Genomic DNA, 26,480 nt, shown 5'->3' on the forward strand with positions numbered 1-26,480 from the left:
GGTCATGCTCCACCCATGGCAAGCGCGCGTTCGACAACGCTGTCGGCCAGATAGGCAGCGAAGATGGCGAAGAGATAAAGCAGCGAATAGGCGAACAGGGCCTTGGCCGGTTTCATGACGCGGTCATCGTCGGCCATGCCAAGCACTTTCCACGCGTACCAGGCAAAACCGATCCCGAGCAGCAGGGCGGCCACGCCATAGAACGGCGTGGTGTAGCCGAGCAGCCACGGCAGCACGCCGACCGGGGCCAGCACCAGCGCATAGGCGAAGATCTGGCGGCGGGTCGAAGCGTGGCCGGCGACGTTGGGCATCATCGGAATGCCGGCCTTGGCATAGTCCTCGGACTTGAACAGCGCCAGCGCCCAGAAATGCGGCGGCGTCCACAGGAAGATGATCAGGAACAAGACAACGCTTTCGAGGCTGACCGTCCCGGTCACCGCGGCCCAGCCGATCACGGGCGGAATGGCACCGGCGGCCCCGCCGATGACGATGTTCTGCGGCGTCCAGCGCTTCAGCCACATCGTGTAGACGACGGCGTAGAAGAAGATGGTGAAGGCCAGCAGCGTAGCCGCCAGCCAGTTGACCAGCACGCCGAGCGTCATCACCGACAGCACCGACAGCACCAACCCGAAGGTCAGCGCTTCGTGCGGCTGGATGCGACCGGCCGGGACCGGGCGGCTGGCGGTCCTGGTCATCACGGCATCGATGTCGGCATCGTACCACATGTTGAGCGCGCCGGAGGCGCCAGCACCTATCGCAATAGCCAGAATGGCGATCACCGCCAGCAGAGGGTTGATGGTCACGGGTGCGGCGACCAGGCCGACAAAGGCGGTGAACACCACCAGCGACATGACGCGCGGCTTCAGCAGCGCGAAGAAATCGCCCGCCGTCGCTTCCGACATGCGAAAGCCCGCTTCGTCAATCAATGGGTCGTCGACAAGGGCCATGCGTACTTAAGTCCATCATCCGTTGGCCAAAACCGCCGGCGGACCGGCGGTTTCGTATTCGAGCGGGCAGCCGCCTTACTTGATCTTCGGCAGCTGTTCCCACTGGTGGAAGGGCGGCGGCGAAGGCAGCTGCCATTCGAGCGTCGTTGCGCCCTCGCCCCATGGGTTGGCGCCGGCGATCCGCTTCTTCTGGAAGGCCTCGAACACGCCATAGAGGAAGATCAGGACGCCGACGGCCGAGATATACGAGCCGATGGACGACACATAGTTCCAGCCGGCAAACGCATCGGGGTAGTCGATGGTGCGGCGCGGCATGCCGGCGAGACCGAGGAAGTGCTGCGGGAAGAAGATCAGGTTCACGCCGACGAAGGTGACCCAGAAGTGGGTGTTGGCGATGACGGGCGAATACATGTAGCCGGTCATCTTCGGGAACCAGTAGTACCAGCCGGCGAAGATGGCGAACACCGCGCCCAGCGACAGCACGTAGTGGAAGTGGGCGATGACGAAATAGGTGTCATGCAGCGAGCGGTCGAGGCCGGCATTGGCCAGCTGGACGCCGGTGACGCCGCCGATTGTGAACAGGAAGATGAAGCCCAGCGCCCACAGCATCGGCGTCTTGAACGAGATCGACCCGCCCCACATCGTCGCGATCCAGGAGAAGATCTTCACGCCTGTCGGCACCGCGATGACCATGGTGGCGAAGACGAAGTAGCGCTGCGTGTCGAGCGACAGGCCGGTCGTGTACATGTGGTGCGCCCAGACGATGAAGCCGACGGCGCCGATCGCCACCATGGCGTAGGCCATGCCGAGGTAACCGAACACCGGCTTCCTCGAGAAGGTCGAGATGACGTGGCTGATGATGCCGAAGCCCGGCAGGATCAGGATGTACACTTCAGGGTGACCGAAGAACCAGAACAGGTGCTGGAACAGGATCGGGTCGCCGCCGCCATCGGGCGCAAAGAAGGTGGTGCCGAAATTGCGGTCGGTGAGCAGCATGGTGATGCCGCCGGCCAGAACCGGCAATGACAGCAGGAGCAGGAAGGCGGTGATCAGCACCGACCAGGCAAACAGCGGCATCTTGTGCAGCGTCATGCCAGGCGCGCGCATGTTGAAGATGGTGGTGATGAAGTTGATGGCGCCGAGGATCGACGAGGCACCGGCAATGTGGATCGACAGGATCGCCAGATCCATGGCCGGCCCGGGCTGGCCCGAAGTCGACAATGGCGGATAAAGCGTCCAGCCGCCACCGACGCCATAGGCACCCGGTGCGCTCGGCATGAACATCGAGGTGAGCAGCAGGATGAAGGCCGGCGGCAGCAGCCAGAAGGAGATGTTGTTCATGCGCGGGAACGCCATGTCGGGCGCGCCGATCATGATCGGGACCATCCAGTTGGCGAAACCGCCGATCAGCGCCGGCATGACCATGAAGAAGATCATGATCAGGGCGTGCGCGGTGGCGAAGGCATTGTACATGCTCTTGCCGCCGTCGATCGCGGCGTCACCGTTCATGCCGTAGACCATCTGCGCCAGACCGCTGAAGATCTGGATGCCAGGCTCCTGCAGCTCCATGCGGATGGCGACCGACAAGGCGCCGCCGATGATGCCGGCCATGATCGCGAAGATCAGGTAGAGCGTGCCGATGTCCTTGTGGTTGGTCGAATAAACCCAGCGCACCCAGCCGTGATAAGGCTTGTGGTCGTGCCCGTCGTGAGCTGCAGCGTCTGCCATGTTCCGCTCCGTTCCCTAAATCTTGCTAACCCGCGGCATCAGTTGCCGGCGGCCGCTACCTTGTTCTGGCCGTCGACCTCGGCCATCAGCGTCTTGTTGGCGCCGGGCAGATCGGTCTTGGCTGCCGCCAGCCAGGTCTTGAACTGCGCATCGGAGACGACGCGGATGGCGATCGGCATGAAGGCATGGTCCTTGCCGCAGAGCTGCGAGCACTGGCCGTAAAAAATACCTTCCTTCTCCGCCTTGAACCAGGTCTCGTTGGTGCGACCCGGAACGGCGTCGATCTTGATGCCGAACGACGGCATGGCGAAGGAGTGGATCACGTCGGTCGCGGTGACGAGCACGCGGGTCATGGTGTTGACCGGCACGACCAGCTCGTTGTCGACGGCCAGCAGGCGCGGGTAGACCTTGCGGTCCTCCTTGCCGGCAGCGGCGCGTTCGGCGTCCTGGAGGATCGCGGAGTTGAAAGAGAGCGTGTTGTCGGTCTGGTACTCGTAGTCCCAGTTCCACTGGTTGCCGGTCGCCTTGACGGTCAGCTTTGCTTCTTCCGGCGGCGTGTATTGCGCGGTCAGCAACTGGAACGAGGGGATAGCGATGAGGAGCAGGATGACGACAGGTCCGATCGTCCAGATCAACTCGATCCACGTGTTGTGGCTGGTCTTGGACGGAACCGGGTTGGCGCTCGCGCGGAATCTGATGATGCAATAGGCGAGAAGAATCAGCACCAGGATGGTGATCGGGACGATGAACCACATCGTGTAGTTCCCGAACCACTCGATCTGCCGCATCATGTCGGTCGCCGGCGCCTGGAAGGTTGTCTCCCAGTTCTTGGGCTGGTCGGCATGGGCGGATGCGCCGGCGAAAAACGTGATAGCGGCACAAGCACTTAGAAACTTGGCACTTGCTGGAACCTTGGCGTTTGCCAGGAAATTTCTCATCGCCCTCATCGTCTCCCAGTTCCTCGCTGTGGTACCCACGAGAATAACGAACAATGCCGGGACGGGAATCCCGACAGTTTCAAGCTGGTTCAAACCATACTCTTTTTCCCTCCGCAAGAAAGGAGCGGACGAAACCGTGCGGCATTTTTGCGCGCAAGCCCGGATGTGCCTTTGGAGGCAGCCGCGGCAGCCCCGAATCGCCTACATTGAACCCACAGCGGCATTCCCGCGGCGCGCACGTGCCGAACGTCGCAATTCGGGCGAAATTGGCAGGGAAAAGCGCCGTATTGGCTTTTTCGGGGCAGACCTGGTGCGGTCTCGTCCTTTACTTGGCTTTGGCGCGGCTTAAAGTGCCGTGATTCGCAATGGAGCCGTCATGAATTACTGGCTTTCGAGAAACTCTCGGTTTTCGAGAAACTGGGCGAAGGTCATCTTTTTCGCCGCCCTGTCTGGCATCGGCTTGTCCGCGATCGTGTCCGGCACGGCGAACGCCGCGCAACCGAGCGGTACCGTTCGCTCGACGCATGGCGCATGGTCGATCATCTGCGACACGCCGGCCGGTGCCACCTCGGAACAATGCGTGATGATGCAGAACGTCGTCGCCGAGGACCGTCCGGAGATGGGACTGTCGGTCGTCGTGCTGCGCACCGCCGACAACAAGGCGGAGATCCTGCGCGTGCTGGCGCCGCTCGGCGTGCTTTTGCCCAACGGGCTTGGCCTCAATGTCGACGGCAAGGACATCGGTCGCGCCTATTTCGTGCGCTGTTTCCAGGACGGCTGCTATGCCGAGGTTATCCTCGAAAAGCCGCTTCTCGACACGCTGAAGACCGGCACGTCGGCCACCTTCATTGTCTTCCAGACCCCGGAAGAAGGCATCGGCATCCCGGTCGACCTCAAGGGTTTTGCCGACGGCTTCGCCGCCCTCCCCTGAAAGCCCGGCGACATCACCGGCTTCATCAACCAGAAGTGACGTCGACGGTCTGCTGGCAAACCGCTTTTGTCTTCACAATGCGGCTGAGCGATTGTCTCGGCGCACCTTCGCGCCTACATCGTGGCAAAGACCCATTCCTCCTGTGAACGGACGCGCCATGAACAGCCTGATCGGCCAATTCGACATTTCAGACGATCGCATCAAGCAGATCGTCGCCGAAACCATCAACGGCGCCGATGACGGCGAGCTGTTCCTCGAATACAGCGAGAGCGAAGCGCTGATGTTCGACAATGGCCGGCTGAAGACCGCCAACTTCAACACCGACCAAGGGTTTGGCCTGCGCGCGGTTGCCGGCGAAGCCAGCGGCTATGCCCATTCCAGCGATCTCTCCGAAGCTTCGCTGCTGCGCGCGGCCGATGCCGTTTCGACCGTCAAGGGCGGCTATTCCGGCACGCTTGCCGCCGCACCCGCCCGCACCAACCGCCATCTCTATGGCGAAGAGAACCCGATCCCCTCGCCCTCCTTCGAGGCCAAGGCAAAGCTCCTGCAGGAAATCGACGCCTGGCTGCGCGCCGAGGACCCACGCGTGCGGCAGGTTTCGGCATCGCTCGCCGCATCCTGGCAGCATGTCGAGATCGTGCGCGCCGACGGCCAAATGGTGCGCGACATCCGCCCGCTGGTCCGCGTCAACGTCTCCGTCGTTGTGGGCAATGGCGACCGCCAGGAGAGCGGCTCCTACGGCATGGGCGGCCGCAAGGCGTTTGGCGAATTCCTGGTCGAGGACAGTTGGAAGCACGCCGCCAAGGAGGCGCTCAGGCAAGCCCTGGTCAATCTCGAGGCGATACCGGCGCCGGCCGGCACTTTCGACATCGTCTTGTCCAGCGGCTGGCCGGGCGTCATGCTGCACGAGGCCGTCGGCCATGGGCTGGAAGGCGATTTCAACCGCAAGAAGACCTCGGCCTTCGCCGGACTGCTCGGCCAGCAGGTCGCCGCCAAGGGGGTGACCGTCGTCGACGACGGCACGATGCCCGAGCGGCGCGGCTCGCTGACAGTCGACGACGAAGGCACGCCTTCGGCCCGCAATGTGCTGATCGAGGACGGCAAGCTGGTCGGCTACATGCAGGATCGCCAAAACGCCCGGCTGATGGGCATGAAGGCAACCGGCAACGGCCGCCGCGAAGGCTACGCACACCAGCCGATGCCGCGCATGACCAACACCTATATGACGGCGGGCGACATGGAGCCGGACGAAATCATCGCCTCGGTCAAGAACGGCATCTATGCCGTCTCCTTCGGTGGCGGCCAGGTCGACATCACCTCGGGCAAATTCGTGTTCGGCTGCACCGAGGCCTACCTGATCGAGAACGGCAAGGTGACGCAGCCGATCAAGGGCGCGATGCTGATAGGCAACGGTCCGGACGCCATGCATCGCGTCTCGATGATCGGCAACGACATGAAGCTCGACACCGGCATCGGCATGTGCGGCAAGGCCGGACAGGGCGTGCCGGTCGGCGTCGGCCAGCCGCATCTGCGCATGAACCAGATGACGGTGGGCGGCACGCGGGTCTGAGCGAACGGCCCCGATGGCCGGGCCGTTATGCCTTGCCGATAGACCGGCGCGAAGTCGTGTAGAGAATCAGGAAGGCGATGACGCCACCGATCGCATATTTGAGCCAAGCACTCAGGTAGTCGACGGTCCCGTCGTGGCCGGAGACATACAGCGCAGCTGCGACAAACGTCATGGCCGCGATGTCAAGTGCATAGGACGGCAATAGCCCGGTTCGAGCGATCTTTCGCAAAATCCAGGCGACGAGCGCACCCGAGAGCGCCATCATGAGAGCTGCGCCGGCGCTTACGGTTATGCGGCGCCTGACATCGCGCTGCGGACATTTGGCGGGCTCCCAACAGTAGAGGTCGCGGACAGCGCGGTGGTGTCGTCCGCACTCGACCTCGCGAAGAAGGGAATGGATTTCGCAGATGCTCTGCATCTGGGAAATCAGCTCATTGCGCTGGCTTTGCAACCTTTGATCGTAATTTCCTCAAGGCTGCAGAGACGGCGGGATATGACAGCTTGCAGGACGCATGACAAAGGTCCGTCGCTGGCGCCCCGATGATCGAGTCAGACCGAATGCGCCGGCTGATGCTTGCGTTTTCCAATTTGAATTCCCGGCTGCACCTTGAAGTGAACACAATCGGCATTAGGAAATTGTTAGGTGTTTAACTGCCTGGGCTGCCGTTTCCGCACGAACGCAGTGCCGGCCTTCTGGTTGCGGTGGTGTTGGCAATGCGGCATTTCCCCGGCGTCCTGACCTCCTCTTTCCTGCTTGGCTTCGTTTCGTTGATTGGCGCGACATCGTTGCAAGCCAGTCCGGCGGCGGCACAGTCGACATTGTTCAAGTCGCGATCGACGCAATCTGCCGCAGTTGGTGGAAGCACCAGCGTCCCCTACGGTTGGGTCGATTTCTGCCATCGCCGGCCAAAGGAGTGCAAGGTGCCCGCTCTGCCGGCCGCGAATATCAAGCTGACCGCGCAGAACCTACGCATCCTCAAGCGGATAAATCACAAGGCGAACAGCGCCATCAAACCCGTCAGCAATTTCGATCACTGGGGTACAATGGCGGATCACTGGGACTATCCGGTAGACGGCAAGGGCGACTGCAAGATCTACGCGCTCTACAAGCGCAAGCTTCTTCTGGCAGCGGGATTCCCCCGGCAAGCGTTGCTGATGACCGTGGTGCGCGACCTGGACAATGAAGGCCACACCATTCTGACGGTGAAAACCGACAAGGGCGATCTTGTCCTGGACAATCTGGTCAATGAGATCAGGCCCTGGAACGCGACGGGCTATTACTTCGTGAAACGCCAGTCGCAGCAGAACCCAAACACCTGGGTGTCGATCAACCAACGCGGCGGCACGTCGAAACGACTGTCGCCAAGTTCGTAGGGCCGAAGCCTCCAGGCTATCGCCGCTTCTTCGGCTTCTCCAGCAGTGCCACCGCTTCGACATGCGGCGACCACAGGAACTGGTCGATCGGCGTCACGCTCTTCAAGGCGTAGCCGCCGTCGATGAGGATGCGCAGGTCGCGAGCCAGCGTCACCGGATTGCAGGACACCGCAGCAACGTAGGGAACATCCGAGCGGGCGATCTGCTTCGACTGGTCCTCGGCGCCGGCGCGCGGCGGGTCGAACACCACACCGTCGAACGCATTCAACTCCTTGAACGTCAGCGGCCGGCGGAACAGGTCGCGGCGTTCGCCCGTCACCCGCTTCAAGCCGGTGGCGAAGCGCGATCCACGGTCGAGCGCTGAAAGCGCTGCCGCATCGCCTTCCACCGCATGGACTTCCGACTTCGCGGCCAGGCGCAGAGCAAAGCTACCGCAACCGGCGAAAAGATCCGCCACCTTCTTGGCACGCTTCAGATGTCCGCCGACGATGTCGGCCATCGCCTGTTCGGCGGCCTCGGTTGCCTGCAGGAACGCGCCCGGGGGCAAGGCGACAGCGACGCTGCCGAACATGACCACCGGCTTTTTCGGCTCGATGATGATTTCGTCATCGATGGACAGCCTGGCAAAGCCCTGCGCCATGACGAAGTTAGCCGCGATCCGGCGCTGGTGCTCCCCGAGCTTGCCGGATTCGTGAACCGCGACATCAAGCCCCGAACCGGTCACGGTGACCGCCAGCCGGAACGATTTGGTGGTTGCGCAGACCAATTCGGCGAGCGCCTTCAAGCGATCGAGGGCGGCAACGATCTCCGGCAGCGAGATCGGGCATTCCGATATGGCGACGATCTCCGGCGACAGATGGCGATGGAAGCCGAGCAGCATGCCTGTCTCGGTGCGCCGGGCGGCAAGCACGACACGGCGGCGCGTCTGCGGTGCGCAGGCGACCAGGTCACCGATCTCGCAATCGATGCCCTTGCCCTTCAGGATGTGCGCCACTTTTTCGCGCTTCCACTGGCGATAGGCTTCGGCTTCGAAATGCTGGAGCGCGCAACCGCCGCATTCGGTGAAGTGGCGGCAGGCGGGATCGATGCGCAGCGGCGATGCTTCCAGCACCGCCATCAGCATGGCGCGATCCCGTTCGCGCGCGGCGGTGACCGTTTCACCGGGCAGTGTGAAGGGAATGAACAGATCGCCTGTCTCGGTCTCGGCGACACCGTCGCCCTGGGCGCCAAGTTTCCTGATGCTGAAGCGCGCGCTCATCGGTCCTTGATCCCACCGAGCAGGAATTCGCGATTGCCGTCGCCGCCATCGATCGGCGACAGATGCAGCCCCAGCGAGCGCCAGCCGGGAACGGAGTCCAGCCAATCCTGCAGCAGGCCGGCGACACGGGCGGCGTCGAAGGGATCCTTCAACAGACCACCCTTGCCGATCGCTTCCCTGCCGGCCTCGAATTGCGGCTTGACCAGAAACATGGCCTTTGCGCCAGCCTTGGCCAGACCAAGGGCCGGCGGCAGCGCCAGTTTCAGCGAGATGAAGCTGACGTCGGAGACGATGAAATCCGGAATACGCCCGCCGAGATCGGTGACGGCGAGGTCGCGGGCGTTCAGCCCTTCGATCACCGTCACACGCGGGTCGCCGCCGATATCAGGATGCATCTGGCCATGCCCGACATCGACGGCGGTGACATGGGCCACGCCGCGCTCGAGCAACACCTGGGTGAAGCCGCCGGTCGAGGCGCCGATGTCGAGCGCTTCACGGCCGGCAGGATCGAGGCCGAAATGATCGAGCCCGCCGATCAGCTTGAGTGCCGCGCGCGACACATAGCCTTGCGCCGGATCATCGATGGCAACGTGACATTGCGGCAAAACGCTCTGGCCGGGCTTGCGCGCAATGACGCCGTCGACGGTCACAGTGCCGCGCTCGACCGCATCGCGGGCACGTGAGCGGCTGGCAAACAGCCCGCGCTGGACGAGCAGGTCGTCGAGCCGCTGGCGTGCGCTGGCTGGCAGAGGCGAATTCATCGGCCTTCATGGCGAAAGCCGACGACGATGGCAAGAGCGCCAGCTGGAAGCATTTCGTCTCCCGTTCCCATCATCACGCTCAGCATCTTGCACGGCGACGATGGTGAGGCGTCCCGTCCCGCCGACCATCCTTATGAATACCCATGCGTTACGCCCGTTGAGACGGATGACCGCCGAAGCATGAGGTCTCACCGACTGCGGATAAATACCAAAAACCTAGAAAGCCTCATGATTTCTTAACCAATTTTCATCGCATTTGCTTGAGGACTTCAATGTTATGACCGCGACGACCGGAAAACCCGGATGAAGAGGCGGCAACTTTGGAAATGGCTAGCGACATCGTCTACAAGGTTCTTGACCGGATTTCCGGCGCCGGCCTGCTGGCGACCGGACTTCTGTTGCTGACTGCTTTGGTCAGTGCCCTGGTCGCCTACTGGCGCACGGTCGAGAAAAAGAGCTGGAAAGAATTCTTCGAGTTCGCGGTCCCGCATGAGGTCATCACGCATCCTTCGGCGAAAGCCGACCTTTTGTTCTGGGTGACGCGGAAGGCGCTGATGCCATTCCTCATGCTGCCCGCCGGCGTCGTCTTCGTCAGCGCCGTCGGCTATGCGACGAACTGGTTGCTCTCCACGCTGCTGGCAATCCAGCCGCCTCTGATCGAGGGGCCGGCGGGGCCTGTGACGGTGACGATCTTCACCCTCACCATGCTGCTTGCCTACGACATTTCGTACTATCTCTATCATGTCGCCCAGCACCGCTACCCGGTGCTCTGGGAACTGCACAAGGTGCACCATTCGGCCGAGGTGATGGTCGGCATCACCAAGGATCGCGTCCACCCGCTCGACGAATTGATGAACCGGGCCTGGGACGGCGTCATTCCCGGCATCTGCTTCGGCATCTGGTCGCTGGTGTCGCTGAACCTGGTTGAACTGACGGTCTTCGGCGTCAACGTCTACATCATACGCAACATCCTGATGATGGATTTCGTCAGGCACACGCATTTCAAGATCTCGTTTGGGCCGTTGAACAATCTGATCCTGTGCCCACACTGGCATCAGTTGCACCACAGCACCGACCCGCGCCATTACGACAAGAACTTCGGGCTGCTCTTCTCGTTCTGGGATCGGCTCTTCGGAACTCTGTGCGTTCCGAGACCCGACGAGGACTTCAAGTTCGGTTTGATCGAACGCAACGTGCGCGACTACCAGTCGCTCGCAGGCCTCTATGTCATGCCGCTGCAGCGGATGTGGCGGCAGATCGCCAGACATTTCCGCGCCGACAAGCCCGAGCCACAGCAATCGCCGCAGGGGGGCAAGCCATGAACGGACCGGCCGTGTTCCGGATGCAGCAAGCGCACCGGATCGAAATTGCAACCTCGCCAGAGCGACTGGCAGAAATCGCGCCCGCCTGGGCAGCGCTCTGGCAACGCGCCGGCGGCCTCGTTTTCCAGCATCCCGACTGGATCTCGGCCTGGTGGCACACCACACCGCATCAGGACCGCCGCGGCCTCAGGATCGGCCTGGTCTGGAGCGGCGAGCGCCTCGAGGCGGTCATTGCGCTCGCGACCTTCTGGCGCTCGGGCATCCGTATGCTGGAATGGGCGGCGAAGGATCACTGCGACTATGGAGATGTCCTGCTTGCTCCCGATGCAGAGCCACAGATCCTGCCGCAACTCTGGCAACATATCCTCGACGATGGCGGCTTCGATCTTGCGTATCTCAATCGGCTGTTGCCCGATGCTCGATTCCGGACCCTGCTTGGTCCCGCCGCCCCAGGCCAGGGCAGCATTTTGCAGCCGAGCCACCGCAGCGAGGTCAGCTACCGAGTTTCCAGCGCCGGACAACGCGGCGCACAATGGTTTGAAAGCCAGTCGAAGAAAACCCGGCAAAACTATCGCCGTGGTTACAAATTCATGGAGGAAGGCGGCGCGCTGCGTTTCCGCCTGATGGATGCGCACGAAGCCCGCGAGCCGGTGCTGGAACGCGTCGCCGCGCTGAAACGGCTATGGCTCGCAAAACACGGCCGCGTCTCGGACCTGTTCGACGAAGGTTCCCCCGCGCTGCCGGCACTGATCTCGGTTCTGGCCGGGCTTGGGTTGCTGCGCATTTTCGTGCTCGAACGCGAAGACGAGATCATCGCCATATCGATCAATTTCGAGCAGCATGGAACGATGATGGCTTTCGTCACCACCTATGATCCGGCCTTCGAACGGGCCTCGCCGGGCATGGTCTTGATGATGGATTACATCCAGTGGTCGTTCGACAGGGGCTTGACCACGATCGATTTTCTCTGCGGCGGCGAGGATTTCAAGCGCCGCTTTGCGACGCATTCGGTGATCTTGTCGTCAGTGGTGGGTGGACGAAACCTGCGCGGACGCCTTGCCGCCCTGGCAGACCGCGCCCGCCACGCGGCGCAATCCTGGCGCCCCGAGAAACCGGCGCAGCAAGCGGAGCTGGTGGCGGCGGAGTAGCAGTGCCGACGCCTTTAGATCACCCGCACAGCGGCAAAGCACGATGAAACGATCGGGCAATCCCGATCAGGGCTTGCTGGTCTCTAGCGCAGAATACGCTTCGCGAAACCGGGCGCTCGACGGCCGGAGACAACCCATCCGCACGCCCTCCCGACGCTTGCTCGCGTGAAGGCTCGATGGCAACCGCAGGTGCGGGAACGGGGGCCGGCAGAACCACCAGTTGCGGCACCTGCTTGAAGGAAAAGCCGCCGCGGATGCCGCCCATCTTGCCGGCGACGATGCCCATGGCCGCCTTTTCGAGGCTGCGATCATAGCGCGTTTCGGCTGTGGCCGGCGCGACGATGACGGCGCAAAGCGCTGCGCCGTACAGAAGCGTTTTCATTGTTGCTGTCTCCCTGCCTGATCACGATCTAGCAGGGCGCCGTTGAAAAACGGCCAAGAGACACGGTAAGCAAAGCGCCAAACGGCAGCGTAAACAACGCGTTAAGAACGTTGGCCGGCAAACTGATTCAAGTCACTGAGACTTTGATTCAGGCGCGCTGGGCGCGAACCGTATGCCCGAGCGCGACGAACACGGTGCGCACGATGCCGGCAGCATCGAGCCCGGCATCGGCATACATCTTTTCCGGCTTGGCGTGGTCGGTGAACGCGTCGGGCAGCACCAGCGGGCGCACCTTCAGGCCGCTTTCCAGCAGGCCTTCATGGGCGAGGAACTGCAGCACATGGCTGGCGAAGCCGCCGACGGCGCCCTCCTCCACCGTCACCAGAACCTCATGCGAGCGGGCCAGCCGCCGGATCAGATCCTCGTCGAGCGGCTTGGCGAAACGGGCGTCGGCGACCGTGGTGGAAAGCCCGGCAGCCCCTAGCTCCTCGGCGGCGATCAGGCAATCCTGCAGCCGTGTGCCGAAGGACAGCAATGCTACCTTGGTGCCCTCCCTGACGATGCGGCCCTTGCCGATTTCGAGCACGGAGCCACGCTCCGGCATGTCGACGCCAACGCCATTGCCGCGCGGATAGCGAAAGGCGATCGGGCCGTCATCATAGCTTGCCGCGGTGCGTACCATGTGGCGCAGCTCCGCCTCGTCGGCCGCCGCCATCACCACGAAGCCCGGCAGTGTCGCCAGGAAGGTGGTGTCGAAGGCGCCGCAATGGGTGGCGCCATCGGCGCCGACGAAGCCGGCGCGGTCGATGGGAAAGCGCACCGGTAATTTCTGGATGGCGACGTCGTGGACGACCTGGTCGTAGGCGCGCTGCAGGAAGGTGGAATAGATGGCCGCGAACGGCTTGTAGCCTTCGGTGGCGAGGCCGGCGGCGAAGGTCACCGCGTGCTGTTCGGCGATGCCGACATCGAAGGTCCTCGACGGGAACGCTTCGCCGAACAGGTCGAGGCCGGTACCGCTCGGCATGGCTGCGGTGACGGCGACGATGCGGTCGTCCTCGCGGCCCTCCTGGACCAGGCTTTCGGCGAACACCTTGGTGTAGGCCGGTGCGTTGGCCGGCGCCTTGGCCTGCGCGCCGGTGATGACGTCGAACTTGTTGACGCCGTGATATTTGTCGGCGGCGGCTTCCGCCGGCGCATAGCCCTTGCCCTTCTGGGTGACGACATGGATGAGCACCGGGCCTTCGCCATTGTCTCGGACATTTTTCAGGACCGGGATCAGATGTTCCAGATTGTGGCCGTCGATCGGGCCGATGTGATAGAAGCCGAGTTCCTCGAACAGCGTGCCGCCGGTGACGTAGCCACGTGCATGCTCGACCGCCCTTGTGATCGCACGATCCGCGCGCTTGCCGAGATAAGACGTCAGTTTTTTGCCGAAATCGCGCAGGCCGATATAGGCCTTGCCGGAGGCCAGCCGCGCCAGATAGGCGCTCATGGCGCCGGTTGGCGGCGCGATCGACATGTCGTTGTCGTTGAGAATGACGATCAGTCGTGCATCGAGTGCGCCGGCATTGTTCATCGCCTCGTAGGCCATGCCGGCAGACATGGCGCCGTCGCCGATGACGGCGATGACATTGTTGCGGCCGCCGGAGAGATCGCGGGCCGCGGCCATGCCGAGGCCGGCCGATATCGATGTCGAGGAGTGGGCAGCGCCGAATGGATCGTACTCGCTCTCGGCGCGGCGGGTGAAGCCGGATAGGCCGCCTTCCTGGCGCAGCGTGCGGATACGGTCGCGGCGGCCGGTCAGGATCTTGTGCGGATAGGCCTGGTGGCCGACATCCCAGATCAGCCGGTCGTCCGGGGTGTTGAAGACATAGTGCAGCGCCACCGTCAGCTCGACCACGCCAAGGCCGGCGCCCAGATGACCACCCGTGCGGGATACCGCGTCGACCAGCTCGGCGCGAAGCTCGGACGCCAGTTGCGGCAGCTCACTCTCGGCAAGCATGCGCAGGTCGGCCGGGATGCGGGCCTTGTCGAGAAGCGGCGTATGCGGCGTTGCGTTCACGGTGCTCAGGCTTTCGGTTGATGGGCGAAATAGGCCGCCGGCCGGCGAAAGTAAATGCGTGTCAGTGACGCGGATCAGACTGTGGTCTTTTGCTTCTATGCAGGTCGTTTCCCCAAAACCGGGCCACTTTGGGCGACAGGCATCAGCTTTCCGGCAGCGGAATGAACTCTTCCTCGTCTCCTGGAACGATGTCGAAGCGGCCTGTCTTCCATTCCTCTTTCGCCTGTTCGATACGCTCTTTCGACGACGAGACGAAATTCCACCAGATGTAACGCTTCGAACCAAGAGAGGCGCCGCCGAACAGCATGAAATGCGCCCCGGTCTGCGACGACACGACGATCTCGTCACCGGGACGGAACACCAGCAGCCGTTCGGCTGGGAACACATCGCCCGAAATCGAGACCTCGCCTTCCAGCGTGTAAATGGCGCGCTCTTCCGCATCGGCAGGGATTTTCACGCTGGCGCCGGGCGCCAGGCGCAGGTCGGCGTAGAGCGTCTCCGAATCGGCCCTGACCGGGGACCGTAATCCTTGGAAATCGCCGATGATGAGGCGCCCGTTGACGCCTTCGGCATCAATCTCGGGAAGCCTGAGCGCTCCTGTGTTCTCGAACACAGGAGCCACCTCTTCCTTGTCGTCCGGCAGCGCCAGCCATGTCTGCAGGCCGGATACCGACATCGGCGCGCCACGCAGTTCCTCCGGCGTACGCTCCGAATGGACGATGCCGCGGCCGGCGGTCATCAAATTCACGTCGCCGGGCTGAATGACCATTTCGGTGCCGAGGGAGTCGCGGTGCCGGATCTTGCCGTCGAACAGATAGGTGACCGTCGACAGTCCGATATGCGGATGCGGACGGACGTCCAGCGCCTGGCCGGCCCGCAGGATCGCGGGACCCATGCGGTCGAAGAAGATGAACGGACCGACCAACCGCCTTTTTGCCGTTGGCAGGGCACGGCGCACCTGAAAACCACCGATGTCCTTGGCGTTCGGAACGACCATCAATTCGATCTGATCGCTGGCGAACGCATCGCCCACCTCAGGGTCTTTCCCGGGGAAGAAGCTCATGGACTCTCCTTGTCGGTGGTCGAAGGCCGCCTGGCCGCATCAGGCAAAGCGGATGGCCGCCTTTGCCCGCAGCTTGGCCGCCACCTCTTCGCGATTGCGCGGATGCTGATGGGTTTCCAGGGAATCGAGCAGTTCGCGCGCCGAGGCCGCGATGGCGTCGACGGCATGATCGAAGGCGTGCTGGTTCTGCTTCGAGGGTCGCGTCGTTCCGCTCAGCTTGCGGACGAACTGAAGGGCCGCGTCGCGCACCTCGTCATTGGTTGCCGGCGGATCAAAATTGAACAGGGTCTTGATGTTTCTGCACATCGCTTCCGTATCTCCTCTTGTCCTTGAGCTGTTTCAATCGCAACGAGTTATAGCCTCGATCATGATCATGTCCAAAAACCGGTGAGGCGAGGCCATCGTTCGGACCGGCCTCAATCCGCGTCGAGCGGCTCCGTTCCAACCGGCTTGCCGTCGCGCGACAGCCTGATCTTCTCGACCTTGTCCTCGGCGGCCTTCAGCAGCCGGTCGCAATGCGCCTTCAGCGCCTCGCCACGTTCATAGATCCTGATCGACTGGTCGAGCGGCACGTCGCCACGCTCCAGATCATCGACGATCTTCTCCAGCGCATCGAGTGCCTGCTCGAAGCTCATCGCCTTGACGTCTTCGTTGGTCTCACCAGCCATCATTCATCCTTTCATCAGTCGCCCGACATGGGCGGCGACCGAAAATGCCAATCCCTGCAGATCGTAGCCGCCCTCGAGCAGGCTGACGAGCCGGTTGCCGCTGTGGCGTGCCGCGCGCTGCATCAACTGGCCGGTCGCCCAGTCGAAATCATCCTCGGTCAGATTGATCTCGGCCAGCGGATCGCGGTGGTGCGCGTCGAACCCGGCCGAAATGATGATCAGGTCGGGCGCGAAATTGTCGAGCGCGGGCAGGACGCGCGACAGGAAGGCATCGCGAAACACTTCGCTGCCGGTCTGCGGCGCCAGCGGTGCGTTGACGATATTGCCGGCGCCCGTTTCGGTCTTCGCTCCGGTGCCGGGATAAAGCGGCATCTGGTGTGTCGAGCAATAGAGCACCGAGGGATCGTCCCAGAAAATATCCTGCGTGCCATTGCCGTGATGCACGTCCCAGTCGACGATGGCAACGCGCTCGACACCGTGTTTCTTCTGCGCATAACGCGCCGCGATCGCCGCCGTATTGAACAGGCAGAAGCCCATGGCCGTGGTCTTTTCGGCATGATGGCCGGGCGGCCGGGCGGCGACAAAGACGTTGTCGGCGCGGCCCGAAAAGACATCATCGACGGCAGCGTTGGCGGCGCCGATCGCAGTGATCGCCGCTTGCCAGCTCTTCGGACTGGCAGTGGTGTCGGCATCGATGCGGGCAATGCCCTCGTCGGGAATGGCGGCGCGCACGCGGGCGACGAAATCGGCGGGATGCGCGTAGAGGATGGTGGCCTCGTCGCCTTCCGGCGCCTGGATACGTTCGAGCCCGGCAAAGGCTTCCTCATCGAGCACGCGCTCGATGGCGCGCAAGCGGTCGGGCCGCTCGGGATGTCCGGGCGGCGTGAGATGCTCGAGGAAGATCGGATGCGTGTAGAGACGGGTGGTCATCGTCCTAATCTAGTGACCCGGATCGACAAAGGCCATGCACGGGCGGCCGATGACTGGGGAAAATCGCGCCTGCGTCCATTCGTGTCGCCGCAGGCATTGGCCTCGCCGGCGCTTCGGCGTAAAGTCCTTGGCACTGCCTGGTGCCCGCCGCAAGCGGGAGAATCGGGAACACGGTTGAATTCCGTGGCGTGCCCAACGCTGTGAGGGGGACCGCGCCGGTAAATGCCACTGTCGATGACGGGAAGGCACCGGACGCGGGTTGATCCCAAGCCAGAAGACCGGCCTGGCAGGCATCGTCATCCGCATGGTCGGGCGGGTGGCATCAGAGCGACGTGCGTCCATTTGGACGCACAAGGTACGCTCTGACCGTTTTGAATCTGCAATCGCAAGGGGACAAGCGATGCCGGAATATATGACCGCTGCCATTGACGATGGATTCGACCAGAATGCGCGCGATGCGGTCTATCGCGCCATGTTCACGCGGCGCGACGTGCGCAGCCATTTCCTGCCCACCGCGATCGATGACGACGTGCTGGCGCGGCTGCTGCTTGCCGCCCATCATGCGCCATCGGTCGGCTTCATGCAGCCATGGAATTTCATTGTCATTCGTGACATCGAGCGACGCGAAAGGGTGCGCGACCTGTTCCTGGCCGCGCGCGAGCAGGAACTGCCGGCGATCGAGACGGAAAAACAGGCGCTGTACCGCAAGCTCAAGCTGGAAGGCATCTGCGAGAGCGCGCTCAACATCTGCATCACTTGCGACCGGCAGCGCTCGAAGGGTTCGCCGCTGGGACGCTGGCACAATCCGGAGATGGATCTCTACAGCACCGTCTGCGCGGTGCAGAATTTCTGGCTGGCCGCGCGTGCCGAGGGCGTTGGCGTCGGCTGGGTGAGCATCATCGAGGCTGAGGCGCTGAAGCGGCTGTTGGCCATTCCGGATCACGTAACGCCAATCGCCTATCTCTGCGTCGGCCGTGTTTCCGAGTTCGCTTCCAAACCGGACCTTGAAACGCATGGTTGGGGACGGCGGCTGCCGCTGCCGGAACTGATCATGAGCGAGACGTTTTCCGGGCAAGGCGAGGCACAGCTCAAATCCACCGTGGCGCGCCTCAACAGCGTTTCTGCCGCACCAGACACCACCCGCCCGCCGGATCAGGGTGTGGCGCCGGCCGTACCCCAGCGCGAACCGCCGAAGGAGGCGAGCGCCTTGTCCTTGAGCTCCCTGAACTTCGACGACGCCTCGGCCAGCCGGGCGTCCCAGGCCGGATCCGGCACCTGGCCCGCGATGGTCTTGAAATAGACCTGCATCAGGCAAGCGATGGCGAAAGGCTCGATGAAGGCCGCCTTGAACGCCCAGGCGAAGACGATGGCGAGCACGAAGGCCCAGCCGGCGAGCTGGCCGGGCATCAGGAACAGAATGGCGCCGGCAGGCGCCAGCATCATCAGAAAGATGACGAAGGACACGCCCCACATGATGACCGCCAGCCAGACGGCGTTCTTGACCATGACCTTGCCGTTCTGGGCATAGAGCACGACGCCTTGGCGCGCCGTCTCGAAGGGTGAGGCTGAATTGATGCGGATGTTGTAGCCGAGGATGATCTCGTCGACATAGGTCAGCGACAGGCGGATCACCGTGTTGATGAAGGAGACCAGGCCGCTCAGGCCCGGTATCGGCAGGAAGGCGGCGATGCCGCCGAGCAGGCCGGTGATGGCGCGGATGGCACCCTTGACGAGTTGGTCGACGACGAAAAGGATGTTGGCCTCGGCAAAACGCTGGGTCACGATATCCCTGGCGTAGGCGATCTGGTCCTGACCTGCGGGAATGTCGCGGCCGTCGATCAGATGAACCATGACGGCGATGTGGCCGGCCTTGACGATATAGAGGATGTATTCGCGGATCCAGTAGACCGCGATCGAGACGATGCCAAACCCGACCACGCCGCCCCACAGGGCAAAGGACATGGGCCCGTCGGGATCGGTGGAGATATGGCCGACGCCATAGCCGACCGAGGCACCGGTGCCGGTCGCCATGATGTAGGCCAGCGTGATGCCGAAATAGACGATCATACGAAAGACGATGAACGGCCAGGTCCGCATCATGATGGACACCGACCGGCCGATCTCGAAATCCCACATGTGCCCCGAATCTCCGCCTCAGAGATGGTGGAAGAGGATGAACTCAACCCGGCGATTGTCAATTGCCGGCCCTGGCACCACAGGGCGACGAATTCTGGGCAACGGTTTTCTTTCGCAGCCTTTCGCCGGCGCGTTGTCTGACGGAGCATCAAACGAAAAACCCGCCTGTGCGGCGGGTCACCGGCGCAAATCAGCACCATGGACGAATATGTACCTTAGCTGAGGGCAGGTGTCAAGAAAAAATTCCTATCGGGAACAGCTGCCGGCACGAAAGCTCCGGTGGGAACTCAATTCGACTGCGGATCCGGCTTCTTGAGCAGGCCTTCGAGCAGTTGCTTGAACGCCGTCACCACCTTCTTGGACGTCGCTTCGGGGTCGTCCGAATTGGCGATCCGTTGCGCTGCCTGGCTGCTCGCTCCGTTGATCAGTCGCGAGGCCGTCTCGGGGTCGAGGCTCGAGACAACGACCCCCTCCTCCTGCAGCGCGGTCAGATGGTCGGTCATTGACACGATGCACGCACTGGCATTCGGCCATTGCGCTGGATCCCCCAGCACGGCCGGGCCATCCCGGAACATGATGCGCTGGATTTCCGGCTCCAGCGCCATCTCGATATAGGTCGAGCACTCGTCGACGAAATGCTGCCAGCGGGTCGGCGCTCTCGACGCGACCTCATTGATGCGCGCCGCCATCTCGCCGTCGATCTGGGCTATGACCGCCTGCAGCAGCCCCTTCTTGTCGCCAAAATGATGATAGAGCGCGCCGCGCGTCAGCCCGGCCGAAGCGGTGAAATCATCCATCGAGGCTTCCGCATAGCCTGTTGTGCCGAAGGCATGGCGGGCCGCCGCGATCAGCTTTGCGCGCGTCTCGGCGATCATCTCCTTGCGGGGTCTGTGCATGGCTTCTGGCCCTATTCACATACGTAACGTATGCCAATTGACATACGCGGCGTATGCTCTATTTAACAATCATACGCTTCGTATGTAATTGCCGAATCGTCCTTTGTCGAGGAACCACCCATGCAAAATCCCTATTCGGAAATCTTTCGTGCCCCCGGAGCCAAGGGCTTTGCGGCCGCCGGATTCATGGCGCGCCTGCCGATCGCCATGGCGCCCATCGGCATCGTGGCGATGCTGTCGCAGACGCGTGGCGAATACTGGCTGGCCGGAGCCGTCTCGGCAACATACGCTCTGGCCAACGCTTTCGTTGCGCCGCAGATATCGAGACTGGTGGACCGCCTGGGCCAGACACGGATCGTCGTGCCCACCACCATCATCGCGGTGCTGGCTTTCGCCGTCCTGATAGCGGCGGCCAACCAGGACTGGCCGGTGTGGACGCTGTTCGTGTCGGCCCTACTGGCCGCGGCCATGCCAAGCATGCCGGCGATGGTGCGGGCGCGCTGGACAGAGATTTTCCGCGGACGGCCGCAGATGAACACCGCATTCGCCTTCGAGTCCGCGGCCGATGAACTGGTCTATATCGCCGGGGCATCGCTATCGGTCGGTCTCAGTGCTGCCCTGTTCCCGGAAGCCGGCGTTCTGGTGAGCACATTATTTCTCGCATTCGGATCAGCGGCCTTCATCCTGCAACGCTCGACGGAGCCGCAAGTGCGGCCGGTGGACCATGGCTCAAGCGGCTCGGCGATCCGCCTGCGGCCGGTTCAGATCATCACCTTCGCCCTGATCTTCATCGGCGCGACCTTCGCGACGACGGAAGTCAGCACCGTGGCGATCACCAAGGAGCTTGGCCAGCCCGGCGCCGCCAGCCTTGTCATCGGCGTTTACGCGCTGGGATCGTTCGTGCTCGGCATCATCGTCGGCGCGCTCAGCCTGAAGGCGCCGCTGCAACGCCAGTTGGCCATCGCGGTCGCCCTCGTCGCGCTCGGCACGCTGTTGCCGCTCACCGCCGACACCGTGCCACTGCTGGCGCTGACCGTGTTCATCAGCGGCGTGGCGATCTCGCCGACCTTCATCACCGCCTTCGGCCTGATCGAGCGGCATGTGCCGGAGGCGATGCTGACCGAAGGCATTACCTGGGTCATGACCGGCATCGGCATCGGCATGGCACTCGGCTCGTTCGCGGCCGGCGCGGTGGTCGATGCGTTCGGTGCCCAGAACGGGTTCTGGGTCTCTGTGGCTTCAGGCATGATCGCGCTGGCCACGGTGCTGCTTGGCCAGCGCAGCCTTGCCACGGCTGAGTGCGAGATGGACGGATGCGAAGCAGCCGCGATTGCTGCGGAATAGTTCCGGCGCGCCCGGGCCTTAGGCCGGGCGCGCCGCTCTAGGCGGCCGGGCCTGAAATATTGACTCTTCTTGGGTGCGCCAATGCCAAAACTATCGTTGGCGCCCCATGCAACATCACCTCTTTTTCGAAGACGAAGCCACATTTCTCCAGCACCCGTCGCGAAGCCGGATTGGCGGGGCGGACGAGGCCGACAACCCGATCGGCACGCAAGGGGCCGAACGCGGTGCGCAGTGCTTCCATCACCAATTCCGTGGCATAGCCATGTCCCCAGCTCGCCGGATGAAGATGATAGGACAGGTTCAGACCGTCGAAATCCGCCGATACCGTGACGCCGCCGAAGCCGACCAGCTTTTCGTCCGCCTCGACCGCCCAGCGGCCAAAGCCGTGCTTGTCCCAATGGCCGATGTCGCGCGTCAGCCGCGCGGCGCTCTGCTGGGGTGTATCCGGAACAGGGTCGGGGCGATGCGCAACAAGTTCCCGGCGCGAAAAGAGATCGATCAGGAAATCCAGATCAGTCTCTTCTGGGCGGCGCAGCAAAAGCCGCTCGCTGCGCTGGCTGGTAGGCAGGGACGCATTCATCCGTCTTCTCCGGCAACCGGATCGGCGGGAGGCTCAGAGGATCTCCGTCTTGGCGATGTGGATGCCAAAACCTTCGAGGCCGACATAGTGGCGTTCGCGCGAGGCGATCAGGTTGATCGAGGAGATGCCGAGATCCTTGAGGATCTGGGCGCCTAGCCCGATCTCGCGCCACTCGTTTTCGCGGCGGCGCGCCTCTTCGTGATCCTCGCGGTCGCCGCTTGCCGGCCGCTTGCGCTCCTGATGCGCAACGCCGACGGAGCCTTCTCTGAGATAGACGATGACACCGCGCCTGCGCTCGCCCATTGTCTTCATGATGGCGTCGAGCCGGTGGCTGGTGCCGAAGACATCGGTCACCACATCCTCGGAATGCAGACGCACCGGCACGTCCTCGCCGTCACGAATGTCGCCGAAGACGATGGCGACGTGATGCATGGAGTCCCACGGCAGCGTGTAGGTGAAGACCTGTGCCTTGCCGCCGAGCGTGTCGATTTCCGAGCAGGCGACGCGTTCGACCAGCGTTTCCTTGCGCTGCCGGTAGGCGATGAGGTCGGCGACCGAAACCTGCTTGAGGCCATGCTCCTCGGCGAAAGCCTGCACCTGCGGACCGCGCTTGACGGTGCCGTCATCATTGACCAGCTCGGAAATGACACCGACCGGCGGCAGGCCGGCGAGCTTGCACAGATCGACCGCTGCTTCGGTATGGCCTGAGCGCATCAGCACGCCGCCTTCGCGCGCAATCAGCGGAAAGATGTGGCCGGGGCGGACGAAATCCGAGCCACCGACATTGCCGTTGGCAAGATTGCGAACGGTCAAAGTGCGATCTTCGGCCGAGATGCCGGTCGTGGTGCCATGCTTGAAATCGACGCTGACGGTGAAAGCGGTGGTGTGGGCGGAATCGTTGTCGGCGACCATGGGGGCAAGGTTCAGCCGCTTGGCTTCTTCGCGCGGCATCGGCGTACAGACGATGCCGGAGGTGTGGCGAACGATGAACGCCATCTTTTCGGGCGTGCAGTGGACAGCGGCGACGATCAGGTCGCCCTCGTTCTCGCGCCCGTCATCATCCATGACGACGACGATCTCGCCGCGTTCGAAAGCACGCAGGGCTTCGACGATTTTCTTCTGGTCGTAAGGCATAAGTGCTCGCTTTGCTCGCAGGGGAATAAGGGAGTAGGGCAGTAAGGGAGTAGGGAAAAGCAAAAAGATTTGGCCGGCCGGGCTAAGAGCGCAACATATTCCCCTATTCCCCTATTCCCCTATTCCCCTCCCCGTCTGTCCCCGATGCCGCAGATAATGATCGGCGATCGCACAGGCAACCATTGCCTCGCCGATCGGCACGGCGCGGATGCCGACGCATGGATCGTGGCGGCCCTTGGTCATGATCTCGACGTCCTTGCCGTCCTTATCGATCGACTTTCGCGGGGTCAGGATCGACGAGGTCGGCTTGACGGCGAAACGGGCGACGATTGCCTGGCCGGTCGAGATGCCGCCGAGGATGCCGCCGGCATTGTTGGACAGGAACACCGGCTTGCCGTCATTGCCGATGCGCATCTCGTCGGCATTCTGCTCGCCGGTGATGCGGGCGGCCTCGAAGCCGTTGCCGATCTCGACGCCCTTGACCGCGTTGATCGACATCAGGCCGGAGGCGATGTCCTGGTCGAGCTTGGCATAGATCGGCGCGCCGAGGCCCGGTGGAACGCCGTCGGCGACGATCTCGATCACCGCACCGACCGAGGAGCCCGCCTTGCGGATGCCGTCGAGATACTGCGTGAAGACAGGAACGGAAGCCGGATCGGGGGTGAAGAACGGATTTTCCGCATCGCCGATGAAATTCCAGTTCCAGTTGGCGCGATCGATGGATTTCTCGCCCATCGACACCAGCGCACCGCGCACCACCACGCCGGGCACCACCTTGCGCGCCAAGGCACCGGCCGCCACTCTGGCTGCCGTCTCGCGGGCCGAGGAGCGGCCGCCGCCACGATAATCGCGCACTCCGTATTTGACGTCATAGGTGTAGTCGGCATGGCCGGGTCGGTATTGGCGGGCGATCTCGCCATAATCCTTTGAACGCTGGTCGACATTCTCGATCAGCATCGACACCGGCGTGCCGGTGGTGATCATGGTCTCGCCGTCCTCGTCGAGGATGAAACCTGACAGCACCTTCACTTCATCTGGTTCGCGGCGCTGCGTCACGAAACGTGACTGTCCCGGCCGGCGCTTGTCGAGTTCGGCCTGGATCTCGTCGCGCGTAAAGCGGATGCCGGGCGGACAGCCGTCGACCACGCAGCCGAGTGACGGGCCATGGCTTTCGCCCCAGGTGGTGACGCGGAAAAGGTGGCCGAACGTGTTGTGAGACATGAAATGACCCTGCCCGGCATCGGAGCCGGCTGAAGATTGCGTTCTATTGGCGTTTTTCACAGGGGTCAAACTGTGATCTGGCGGATTTAGTTTTGACACATTCGGTTGGTTTCTGCTCTGCTCCATCCGCTGTTGAACAGCCCGCCGCCATGCCGGTGCAATGATAAAGAGGAACGATTATGCGTACCCTGATTAGCGCCGTTGCCGCCACGCTGCTGCTTTCCACCGCCGCTTTCGCCGGCCAGACCGAAGGCCTGATCAAGAAGATCGACAAGGACACGGCGACGCTGACGCTGGATGACGGCAAGTCCTACAAGCTGAACGCAGAGACCGATCTCGACGCGCTGAAGCCGGGCATGGACATCGTCATCGCCTACGATGTGACCAATGGCGAAAACGTCATCACCGACATGGAACTGCCGGACAGCTCAGCCAACTAGGGCTTCCAACCTCAATTGAATGCAGCGTTTGCGGTTCAGCTTTCGCCGAGCCGCCTGCGAAATGGCCTAGAGCGTGTCGCGTCTGAACGGATTTCAGGCGACCCGCTTTAGGTCTTCGTTTTATGCATGTCGTTCTCCCAAAACCGGGGCCAATTTTGGGTGACATGCATCAAAGCCACTCCAGACTCTTGCCTTCGAGCTTGAGCAGGCGATCCTGCGGTATTTCCAGGTTCGCTGCCTCGTCCTCGGCCAATCCCAGAACGAAACGAAACAAGGTGCGCATGACGCCGCCATGGGTCACGCATATCGTCTGGCGTTCGATCGCGTCGAAGCATGGCCTCACCCGTTCGAGCAGCATCTGATAGCTCTCGGCGCCTTCGCCGGGCGGCTGGAAGTTCCACTTGTCCAGAGCACGCGTCCCGCTTGCTCCGGGATACCGCGTCTCCAGCTCGGGAAAGGTAAATCCCTGCCAATCGCCGAAATTGACCTCGACGAGGCGCGGATCGGTTCGATAGGCATCCGGATCCAGCTTCATCGCGGCGCGAATACGCTGCATCGTTTCGCGCGTCCGTTTCATCGGACTGGCGACGAAGTCGAATTCCCAGGGATCTGGAACCAACGCAGCTAGCCGAAGCCCGTTGCCGGTCGCCTGTTCGCGGCCAAGAGCATTGAGATCGGTGTCAGCCTGCCCCTGAAGCCGCATTTCGGCGTTCCACGCGGTCTGGCCGTGGCGCGCGATATAAACCAGCGGGTACATCAGGTCTTCCGGTGCGGGATCGGGACGGACGACGGTTGGCGGGGGTGTTAGTCCTTGACGGTCGAAATATCAGGCGCGTCGACCGCCTTCATGCCGACGACGTGGTAGCCCGAATCGACGTGGTGCACTTCACCGGTGACGCCGCGCGACAGGTCGGACAGGAAATAGACGCCGGAATCGCCGACTTCCTCCTGCGTCACCGTCTGCTTCAGCGGCGAATTGTACTCGTTCCACTTCAGGATGTAGCGGAAATCGCCGATGCCGGAAGCGGCAAGGGTCTTGATCGGGCCGGCCGAAATGGCGTTGACGCGTATCTTCTTGGCGCCGAGATCGACCGCCAGGTAGCGCACGCTGGCCTCGAGCGCCGCCTTGGCGACACCCATGACGTTGTAGTGCGGCATCACCTTTTCGGCGCCGTAGTAGGTCAGCGTCAGCAGCGAGCCGCCATCGGTCATCAGCGCCTCGGCGCGCTTGGCGATAGTGGTGAAGGAATAGACCGAAATGTCCATTGTGCGCAGGAAATTGTCGCGTGAAGTCTCGACATAGCGGCCGGTCAGCTCATCCTTGTCGGAGAAGGCAATGGCGTGGACGAGGAAATCAAGCTTGCCCCAATGTTTGGCGACATTGGCGAAAACCTCATCCAGGCTCGCCGGATCGGTGACGTCGCAATGGCCGGCGACAAAGGCGCCTAGTTCCGCCGCCAGCGGCTCGACACGCTTCTTGAACGCCTCGCCCTGATAGGTCAGCGCTATCTCGGCGCCATGATCGACGCAGGCCTTGGCGATGCCATAAGCGATCGACCTATTGTTGGCGACGCCAAGAATGAGGCCGCGCTTGCCGGCCATTAGGCCCTGTCCACCCGCCATGTGAGCGCTCTCCGCAAGATTTCA

26 protein-coding genes, 1 pseudogene and 1 riboswitch are annotated in these 26,480 nt (G+C 62.7%); of the genes and pseudogenes, 8 read left to right on the forward strand and 19 right to left on the reverse strand.

The features are described from left to right. Positions 1–2: 2 nt before the first annotated feature. The 3 genes from MESCI_RS25185 to coxB all read right to left on the reverse strand — a co-directional run bounded on the left by MESCI_RS25185 (position 3) and on the right by coxB (position 3,613). A complete protein-coding gene (locus MESCI_RS25185) occupies positions 3–947 on the reverse strand; it encodes a heme o synthase (protein WP_013532778.1) in 945 nt (314 codons plus the stop codon). A 75-nt stretch (positions 948–1,022) separates the two neighbouring features. Further along, a complete protein-coding gene (gene ctaD, locus MESCI_RS25190) occupies positions 1,023–2,675 on the reverse strand; it encodes a cytochrome c oxidase subunit I (protein ID WP_013532779.1) in 1,653 nt (550 codons plus the stop codon). A gap of 38 nt (positions 2,676–2,713) precedes the next feature. Then, positions 2,714–3,613 carry a cytochrome c oxidase subunit II gene (gene coxB, locus MESCI_RS25195; protein ID WP_013532780.1) on the reverse strand — a complete coding sequence of 300 codons (900 nt, stop codon included), beginning with the start codon at positions 3,611–3,613 and terminating at the stop codon, positions 2,714–2,716. 376 nt (positions 3,614–3,989) lie between these two features. On the opposite strand from coxB, the gene MESCI_RS25200 reads away from it, so the two are divergent. Continuing rightward, positions 3,990–4,544 (forward strand): invasion associated locus B family protein, encoded by a 555-nt coding sequence (locus MESCI_RS25200; RefSeq protein WP_013532781.1) that lies wholly within the window; start codon positions 3,990–3,992, stop codon positions 4,542–4,544. Positions 4,545–4,701: 157 nt separating this feature from the next. After that, positions 4,702–6,114, forward strand: coding sequence for a metalloprotease TldD (tldD, locus tag MESCI_RS25205; protein WP_013532782.1), 1,413 nt, complete (start codon positions 4,702–4,704; stop codon positions 6,112–6,114). Positions 6,115–6,139: 25 nt separating this feature from the next. Here the strand turns inward: tldD and MESCI_RS25210 are convergent, their stop codons facing one another. Then, positions 6,140–6,379, reverse strand: a complete 240-nt coding sequence (locus MESCI_RS25210) for a hypothetical protein (protein ID WP_164919960.1) — start codon at positions 6,377–6,379, stop codon at positions 6,140–6,142. 449 nt (positions 6,380–6,828) lie between these two features. Between MESCI_RS25210 and MESCI_RS25215 the strand changes: the two genes are divergently transcribed. After that, on the forward strand, positions 6,829–7,488 hold the full coding sequence (locus tag MESCI_RS25215) for a transglutaminase-like cysteine peptidase (protein WP_064995142.1): 660 nt from the start codon (positions 6,829–6,831) through the stop codon (positions 7,486–7,488). Positions 7,489–7,504: 16 nt separating this feature from the next. Here the strand turns inward: MESCI_RS25215 and MESCI_RS25220 are convergent, their stop codons facing one another. Together MESCI_RS25220 and MESCI_RS25225 are read right to left on the reverse strand one after the other, a co-directional pair. After that, positions 7,505–8,746, reverse strand: coding sequence for a class I SAM-dependent RNA methyltransferase (locus MESCI_RS25220; RefSeq protein ID WP_013532784.1), 1,242 nt, complete (start codon positions 8,744–8,746; stop codon positions 7,505–7,507). Continuing rightward, positions 8,743–9,507: a TlyA family RNA methyltransferase gene (locus tag MESCI_RS25225; RefSeq protein WP_013532785.1), complete on the reverse strand. Its 765-nt coding sequence runs from the start codon at positions 9,505–9,507 to the stop codon at positions 8,743–8,745. The genes MESCI_RS25220 and MESCI_RS25225 overlap by 4 nt, the downstream gene beginning before the upstream one ends. 326 nt (positions 9,508–9,833) lie before the next feature. Here MESCI_RS25225 and MESCI_RS25230 point away from each other — a divergent pair, with 326 nt between their 5' ends. Together MESCI_RS25230 and MESCI_RS25235 are read left to right on the forward strand one after the other, a co-directional pair. Further along, the gene (locus MESCI_RS25230; RefSeq protein ID WP_024503607.1) at positions 9,834–10,829 is read left to right on the forward strand and encodes a sterol desaturase family protein; all 996 of its coding nucleotides are present in this window, start codon (positions 9,834–9,836) and stop codon (positions 10,827–10,829) included. Next, entirely contained in the window at positions 10,826–11,977 is a 1,152-nt protein-coding gene (locus MESCI_RS25235) for a GNAT family N-acetyltransferase (protein ID WP_013532787.1), read from the forward strand. The genes MESCI_RS25230 and MESCI_RS25235 overlap by 4 nt, the downstream gene beginning before the upstream one ends. Before the next feature lie 19 nt (positions 11,978–11,996). Here the strand turns inward: MESCI_RS25235 and MESCI_RS25240 are convergent, their stop codons facing one another. The 6 genes from MESCI_RS25240 to MESCI_RS25265 form a co-directional block, all read right to left on the reverse strand. Then, on the reverse strand, positions 11,997–12,359 hold the full coding sequence (locus MESCI_RS25240) for a hypothetical protein (RefSeq protein WP_013532788.1): 363 nt from the start codon (positions 12,357–12,359) through the stop codon (positions 11,997–11,999). 148 nt (positions 12,360–12,507) lie between these two features. After that, positions 12,508–14,421 carry a 1-deoxy-D-xylulose-5-phosphate synthase gene (dxs, locus tag MESCI_RS25245; RefSeq protein ID WP_013532789.1) on the reverse strand — a complete coding sequence of 638 codons (1,914 nt, stop codon included), beginning with the start codon at positions 14,419–14,421 and terminating at the stop codon, positions 12,508–12,510. Positions 14,422–14,563: 142 nt separating this feature from the next. Continuing rightward, entirely contained in the window at positions 14,564–15,484 is a 921-nt protein-coding gene (locus MESCI_RS25250; RefSeq protein ID WP_013532790.1) for a pirin family protein, read from the reverse strand. A gap of 39 nt (positions 15,485–15,523) precedes the next feature. Further along, positions 15,524–15,790 (reverse strand): DUF2277 domain-containing protein, encoded by a 267-nt coding sequence (locus MESCI_RS25255; RefSeq protein ID WP_013532791.1) that lies wholly within the window; start codon positions 15,788–15,790, stop codon positions 15,524–15,526. 110 nt (positions 15,791–15,900) lie between these two features. After that, positions 15,901–16,152, reverse strand: a complete 252-nt coding sequence (locus MESCI_RS25260) for an exodeoxyribonuclease VII small subunit (protein WP_013532792.1) — start codon at positions 16,150–16,152, stop codon at positions 15,901–15,903. Between the two features lie 3 nt (positions 16,153–16,155). Continuing rightward, a complete protein-coding gene (locus tag MESCI_RS25265) occupies positions 16,156–17,082 on the reverse strand; it encodes a histone deacetylase family protein (RefSeq protein ID WP_013532793.1) in 927 nt (308 codons plus the stop codon). Positions 17,083–17,203: 121 nt separating this feature from the next. After that, positions 17,204–17,383: riboswitch (cobalamin riboswitch) on the forward strand. Between the two features lie 111 nt (positions 17,384–17,494). Between MESCI_RS25265 and bluB the strand changes: the two are divergent. After that, positions 17,495–18,112 (forward strand): annotated as a pseudogene (gene bluB, locus MESCI_RS32730) (5,6-dimethylbenzimidazole synthase); the annotation flags it as partial. Positions 18,113–18,234: 122 nt separating this feature from the next. On the opposite strand, the gene MESCI_RS25275 reads toward bluB, so the two are convergent. Then, on the reverse strand, positions 18,235–19,218 hold the full coding sequence (locus MESCI_RS25275) for a hypothetical protein (RefSeq protein WP_013532795.1): 984 nt from the start codon (positions 19,216–19,218) through the stop codon (positions 18,235–18,237). Positions 19,219–19,505: 287 nt separating this feature from the next. Continuing rightward, complete coding sequence (locus tag MESCI_RS25280; RefSeq protein WP_013532796.1) at positions 19,506–20,114, reverse strand: TetR/AcrR family transcriptional regulator; 609 nt, start codon at positions 20,112–20,114, stop codon at positions 19,506–19,508. Between the two features lie 120 nt (positions 20,115–20,234). Between MESCI_RS25280 and MESCI_RS25285 the strand changes: the two genes are divergently transcribed. Beyond that, positions 20,235–21,458: an MFS transporter gene (locus MESCI_RS25285; RefSeq protein WP_013532797.1), complete on the forward strand. Its 1,224-nt coding sequence runs from the start codon at positions 20,235–20,237 to the stop codon at positions 21,456–21,458. Between the two features lie 37 nt (positions 21,459–21,495). Here the strand turns inward: MESCI_RS25285 and MESCI_RS25290 are convergent, their stop codons facing one another. From MESCI_RS25290 to aroC, 3 genes are all read right to left on the reverse strand, one after another. Further along, entirely contained in the window at positions 21,496–22,038 is a 543-nt protein-coding gene (locus MESCI_RS25290; protein ID WP_013532798.1) for a GNAT family N-acetyltransferase, read from the reverse strand. A gap of 33 nt (positions 22,039–22,071) precedes the next feature. Beyond that, the gene (gene ribB, locus MESCI_RS25295) at positions 22,072–23,172 is read right to left on the reverse strand and encodes a 3,4-dihydroxy-2-butanone-4-phosphate synthase (protein WP_013532799.1); all 1,101 of its coding nucleotides are present in this window, start codon (positions 23,170–23,172) and stop codon (positions 22,072–22,074) included. Between the two features lie 111 nt (positions 23,173–23,283). Beyond that, positions 23,284–24,393, reverse strand: a complete 1,110-nt coding sequence (gene aroC / locus MESCI_RS25300; RefSeq protein WP_013532800.1) for a chorismate synthase — start codon at positions 24,391–24,393, stop codon at positions 23,284–23,286. Positions 24,394–24,572: 179 nt separating this feature from the next. On the opposite strand from aroC, the gene MESCI_RS25305 reads away from it, so the two are divergent. Next, positions 24,573–24,833 carry a DUF1344 domain-containing protein gene (locus tag MESCI_RS25305; protein WP_013532801.1) on the forward strand — a complete coding sequence of 87 codons (261 nt, stop codon included), beginning with the start codon at positions 24,573–24,575 and terminating at the stop codon, positions 24,831–24,833. A gap of 169 nt (positions 24,834–25,002) precedes the next feature. Here the strand turns inward: MESCI_RS25305 and MESCI_RS25310 are convergent, their stop codons facing one another. Both MESCI_RS25310 and fabI read right to left on the reverse strand, forming a co-directional pair. Next, positions 25,003–25,590, reverse strand: a complete 588-nt coding sequence (locus tag MESCI_RS25310; protein WP_013532802.1) for a histidine phosphatase family protein — start codon at positions 25,588–25,590, stop codon at positions 25,003–25,005. A gap of 47 nt (positions 25,591–25,637) precedes the next feature. Next, positions 25,638–26,456 (reverse strand): enoyl-ACP reductase FabI, encoded by an 819-nt coding sequence (gene fabI / locus MESCI_RS25315; RefSeq protein ID WP_013532803.1) that lies wholly within the window; start codon positions 26,454–26,456, stop codon positions 25,638–25,640. Between the last annotated feature and the right edge of the window lie 24 nt (positions 26,457–26,480).

Origin of the sequence: Mesorhizobium ciceri biovar biserrulae WSM1271, assembly GCF_000185905.1 — a bacterium.
Taxonomy (GTDB): domain Bacteria; phylum Pseudomonadota; class Alphaproteobacteria; order Rhizobiales; family Rhizobiaceae; genus Mesorhizobium; species Mesorhizobium ciceri.

What these genes read in the sequence shown, in the direction of transcription:
- MESCI_RS25185 (WP_013532778.1), bottom strand. Translation starts at nt 947, where the DNA reads ATGGCCCTTGTCGACGACCCATTGATTGACGAAGCGGGCTTTCGCATG.
- ctaD (WP_013532779.1), bottom strand. Translation starts at nt 2,675, where the DNA reads ATGGCAGACGCTGCAGCTCACGACGGGCACGACCACAAGCCTTATCAC.
- coxB (WP_013532780.1), bottom strand. Translation starts at nt 3,613, where the DNA reads ATGAGAAATTTCCTGGCAAACGCCAAGGTTCCAGCAAGTGCCAAGTTT.
- MESCI_RS25200 (WP_013532781.1), top strand. Translation starts at nt 3,990, where the DNA reads ATGAATTACTGGCTTTCGAGAAACTCTCGGTTTTCGAGAAACTGGGCG.
- tldD (WP_013532782.1), top strand. Translation starts at nt 4,702, where the DNA reads ATGAACAGCCTGATCGGCCAATTCGACATTTCAGACGATCGCATCAAG.
- MESCI_RS25210 (WP_164919960.1), bottom strand. Translation starts at nt 6,379, where the DNA reads ATGATGGCGCTCTCGGGTGCGCTCGTCGCCTGGATTTTGCGAAAGATC.
- MESCI_RS25215 (WP_064995142.1), top strand. Translation starts at nt 6,829, where the DNA reads ATGCGGCATTTCCCCGGCGTCCTGACCTCCTCTTTCCTGCTTGGCTTC.
- MESCI_RS25220 (WP_013532784.1), bottom strand. Translation starts at nt 8,746, where the DNA reads ATGAGCGCGCGCTTCAGCATCAGGAAACTTGGCGCCCAGGGCGACGGT.
- MESCI_RS25225 (WP_013532785.1), bottom strand. Translation starts at nt 9,507, where the DNA reads ATGAATTCGCCTCTGCCAGCCAGCGCACGCCAGCGGCTCGACGACCTG.
- MESCI_RS25230 (WP_024503607.1), top strand. Translation starts at nt 9,834, where the DNA reads ATGGCTAGCGACATCGTCTACAAGGTTCTTGACCGGATTTCCGGCGCC.
- MESCI_RS25235 (WP_013532787.1), top strand. Translation starts at nt 10,826, where the DNA reads ATGAACGGACCGGCCGTGTTCCGGATGCAGCAAGCGCACCGGATCGAA.
- MESCI_RS25240 (WP_013532788.1), bottom strand. Translation starts at nt 12,359, where the DNA reads ATGAAAACGCTTCTGTACGGCGCAGCGCTTTGCGCCGTCATCGTCGCG.
- MESCI_RS25250 (WP_013532790.1), bottom strand. Translation starts at nt 15,484, where the DNA reads ATGAGCTTCTTCCCCGGGAAAGACCCTGAGGTGGGCGATGCGTTCGCC.
- MESCI_RS25255 (WP_013532791.1), bottom strand. Translation starts at nt 15,790, where the DNA reads ATGTGCAGAAACATCAAGACCCTGTTCAATTTTGATCCGCCGGCAACC.
- MESCI_RS25260 (WP_013532792.1), bottom strand. Translation starts at nt 16,152, where the DNA reads ATGGCTGGTGAGACCAACGAAGACGTCAAGGCGATGAGCTTCGAGCAG.
- MESCI_RS25265 (WP_013532793.1), bottom strand. Translation starts at nt 17,082, where the DNA reads ATGACCACCCGTCTCTACACGCATCCGATCTTCCTCGAGCATCTCACG.
- MESCI_RS25275 (WP_013532795.1), bottom strand. Translation starts at nt 19,218, where the DNA reads ATGTGGGATTTCGAGATCGGCCGGTCGGTGTCCATCATGATGCGGACC.
- MESCI_RS25280 (WP_013532796.1), bottom strand. Translation starts at nt 20,114, where the DNA reads ATGCACAGACCCCGCAAGGAGATGATCGCCGAGACGCGCGCAAAGCTG.
- MESCI_RS25285 (WP_013532797.1), top strand. Translation starts at nt 20,235, where the DNA reads ATGCAAAATCCCTATTCGGAAATCTTTCGTGCCCCCGGAGCCAAGGGC.
- MESCI_RS25290 (WP_013532798.1), bottom strand. Translation starts at nt 22,038, where the DNA reads ATGAATGCGTCCCTGCCTACCAGCCAGCGCAGCGAGCGGCTTTTGCTG.
- ribB (WP_013532799.1), bottom strand. Translation starts at nt 23,172, where the DNA reads ATGCCTTACGACCAGAAGAAAATCGTCGAAGCCCTGCGTGCTTTCGAA.
- aroC (WP_013532800.1), bottom strand. Translation starts at nt 24,393, where the DNA reads ATGTCTCACAACACGTTCGGCCACCTTTTCCGCGTCACCACCTGGGGC.
- MESCI_RS25305 (WP_013532801.1), top strand. Translation starts at nt 24,573, where the DNA reads ATGCGTACCCTGATTAGCGCCGTTGCCGCCACGCTGCTGCTTTCCACC.
- MESCI_RS25310 (WP_013532802.1), bottom strand. Translation starts at nt 25,590, where the DNA reads ATGTACCCGCTGGTTTATATCGCGCGCCACGGCCAGACCGCGTGGAAC.
- fabI (WP_013532803.1), bottom strand. Translation starts at nt 26,456, where the DNA reads ATGGCGGGTGGACAGGGCCTAATGGCCGGCAAGCGCGGCCTCATTCTT.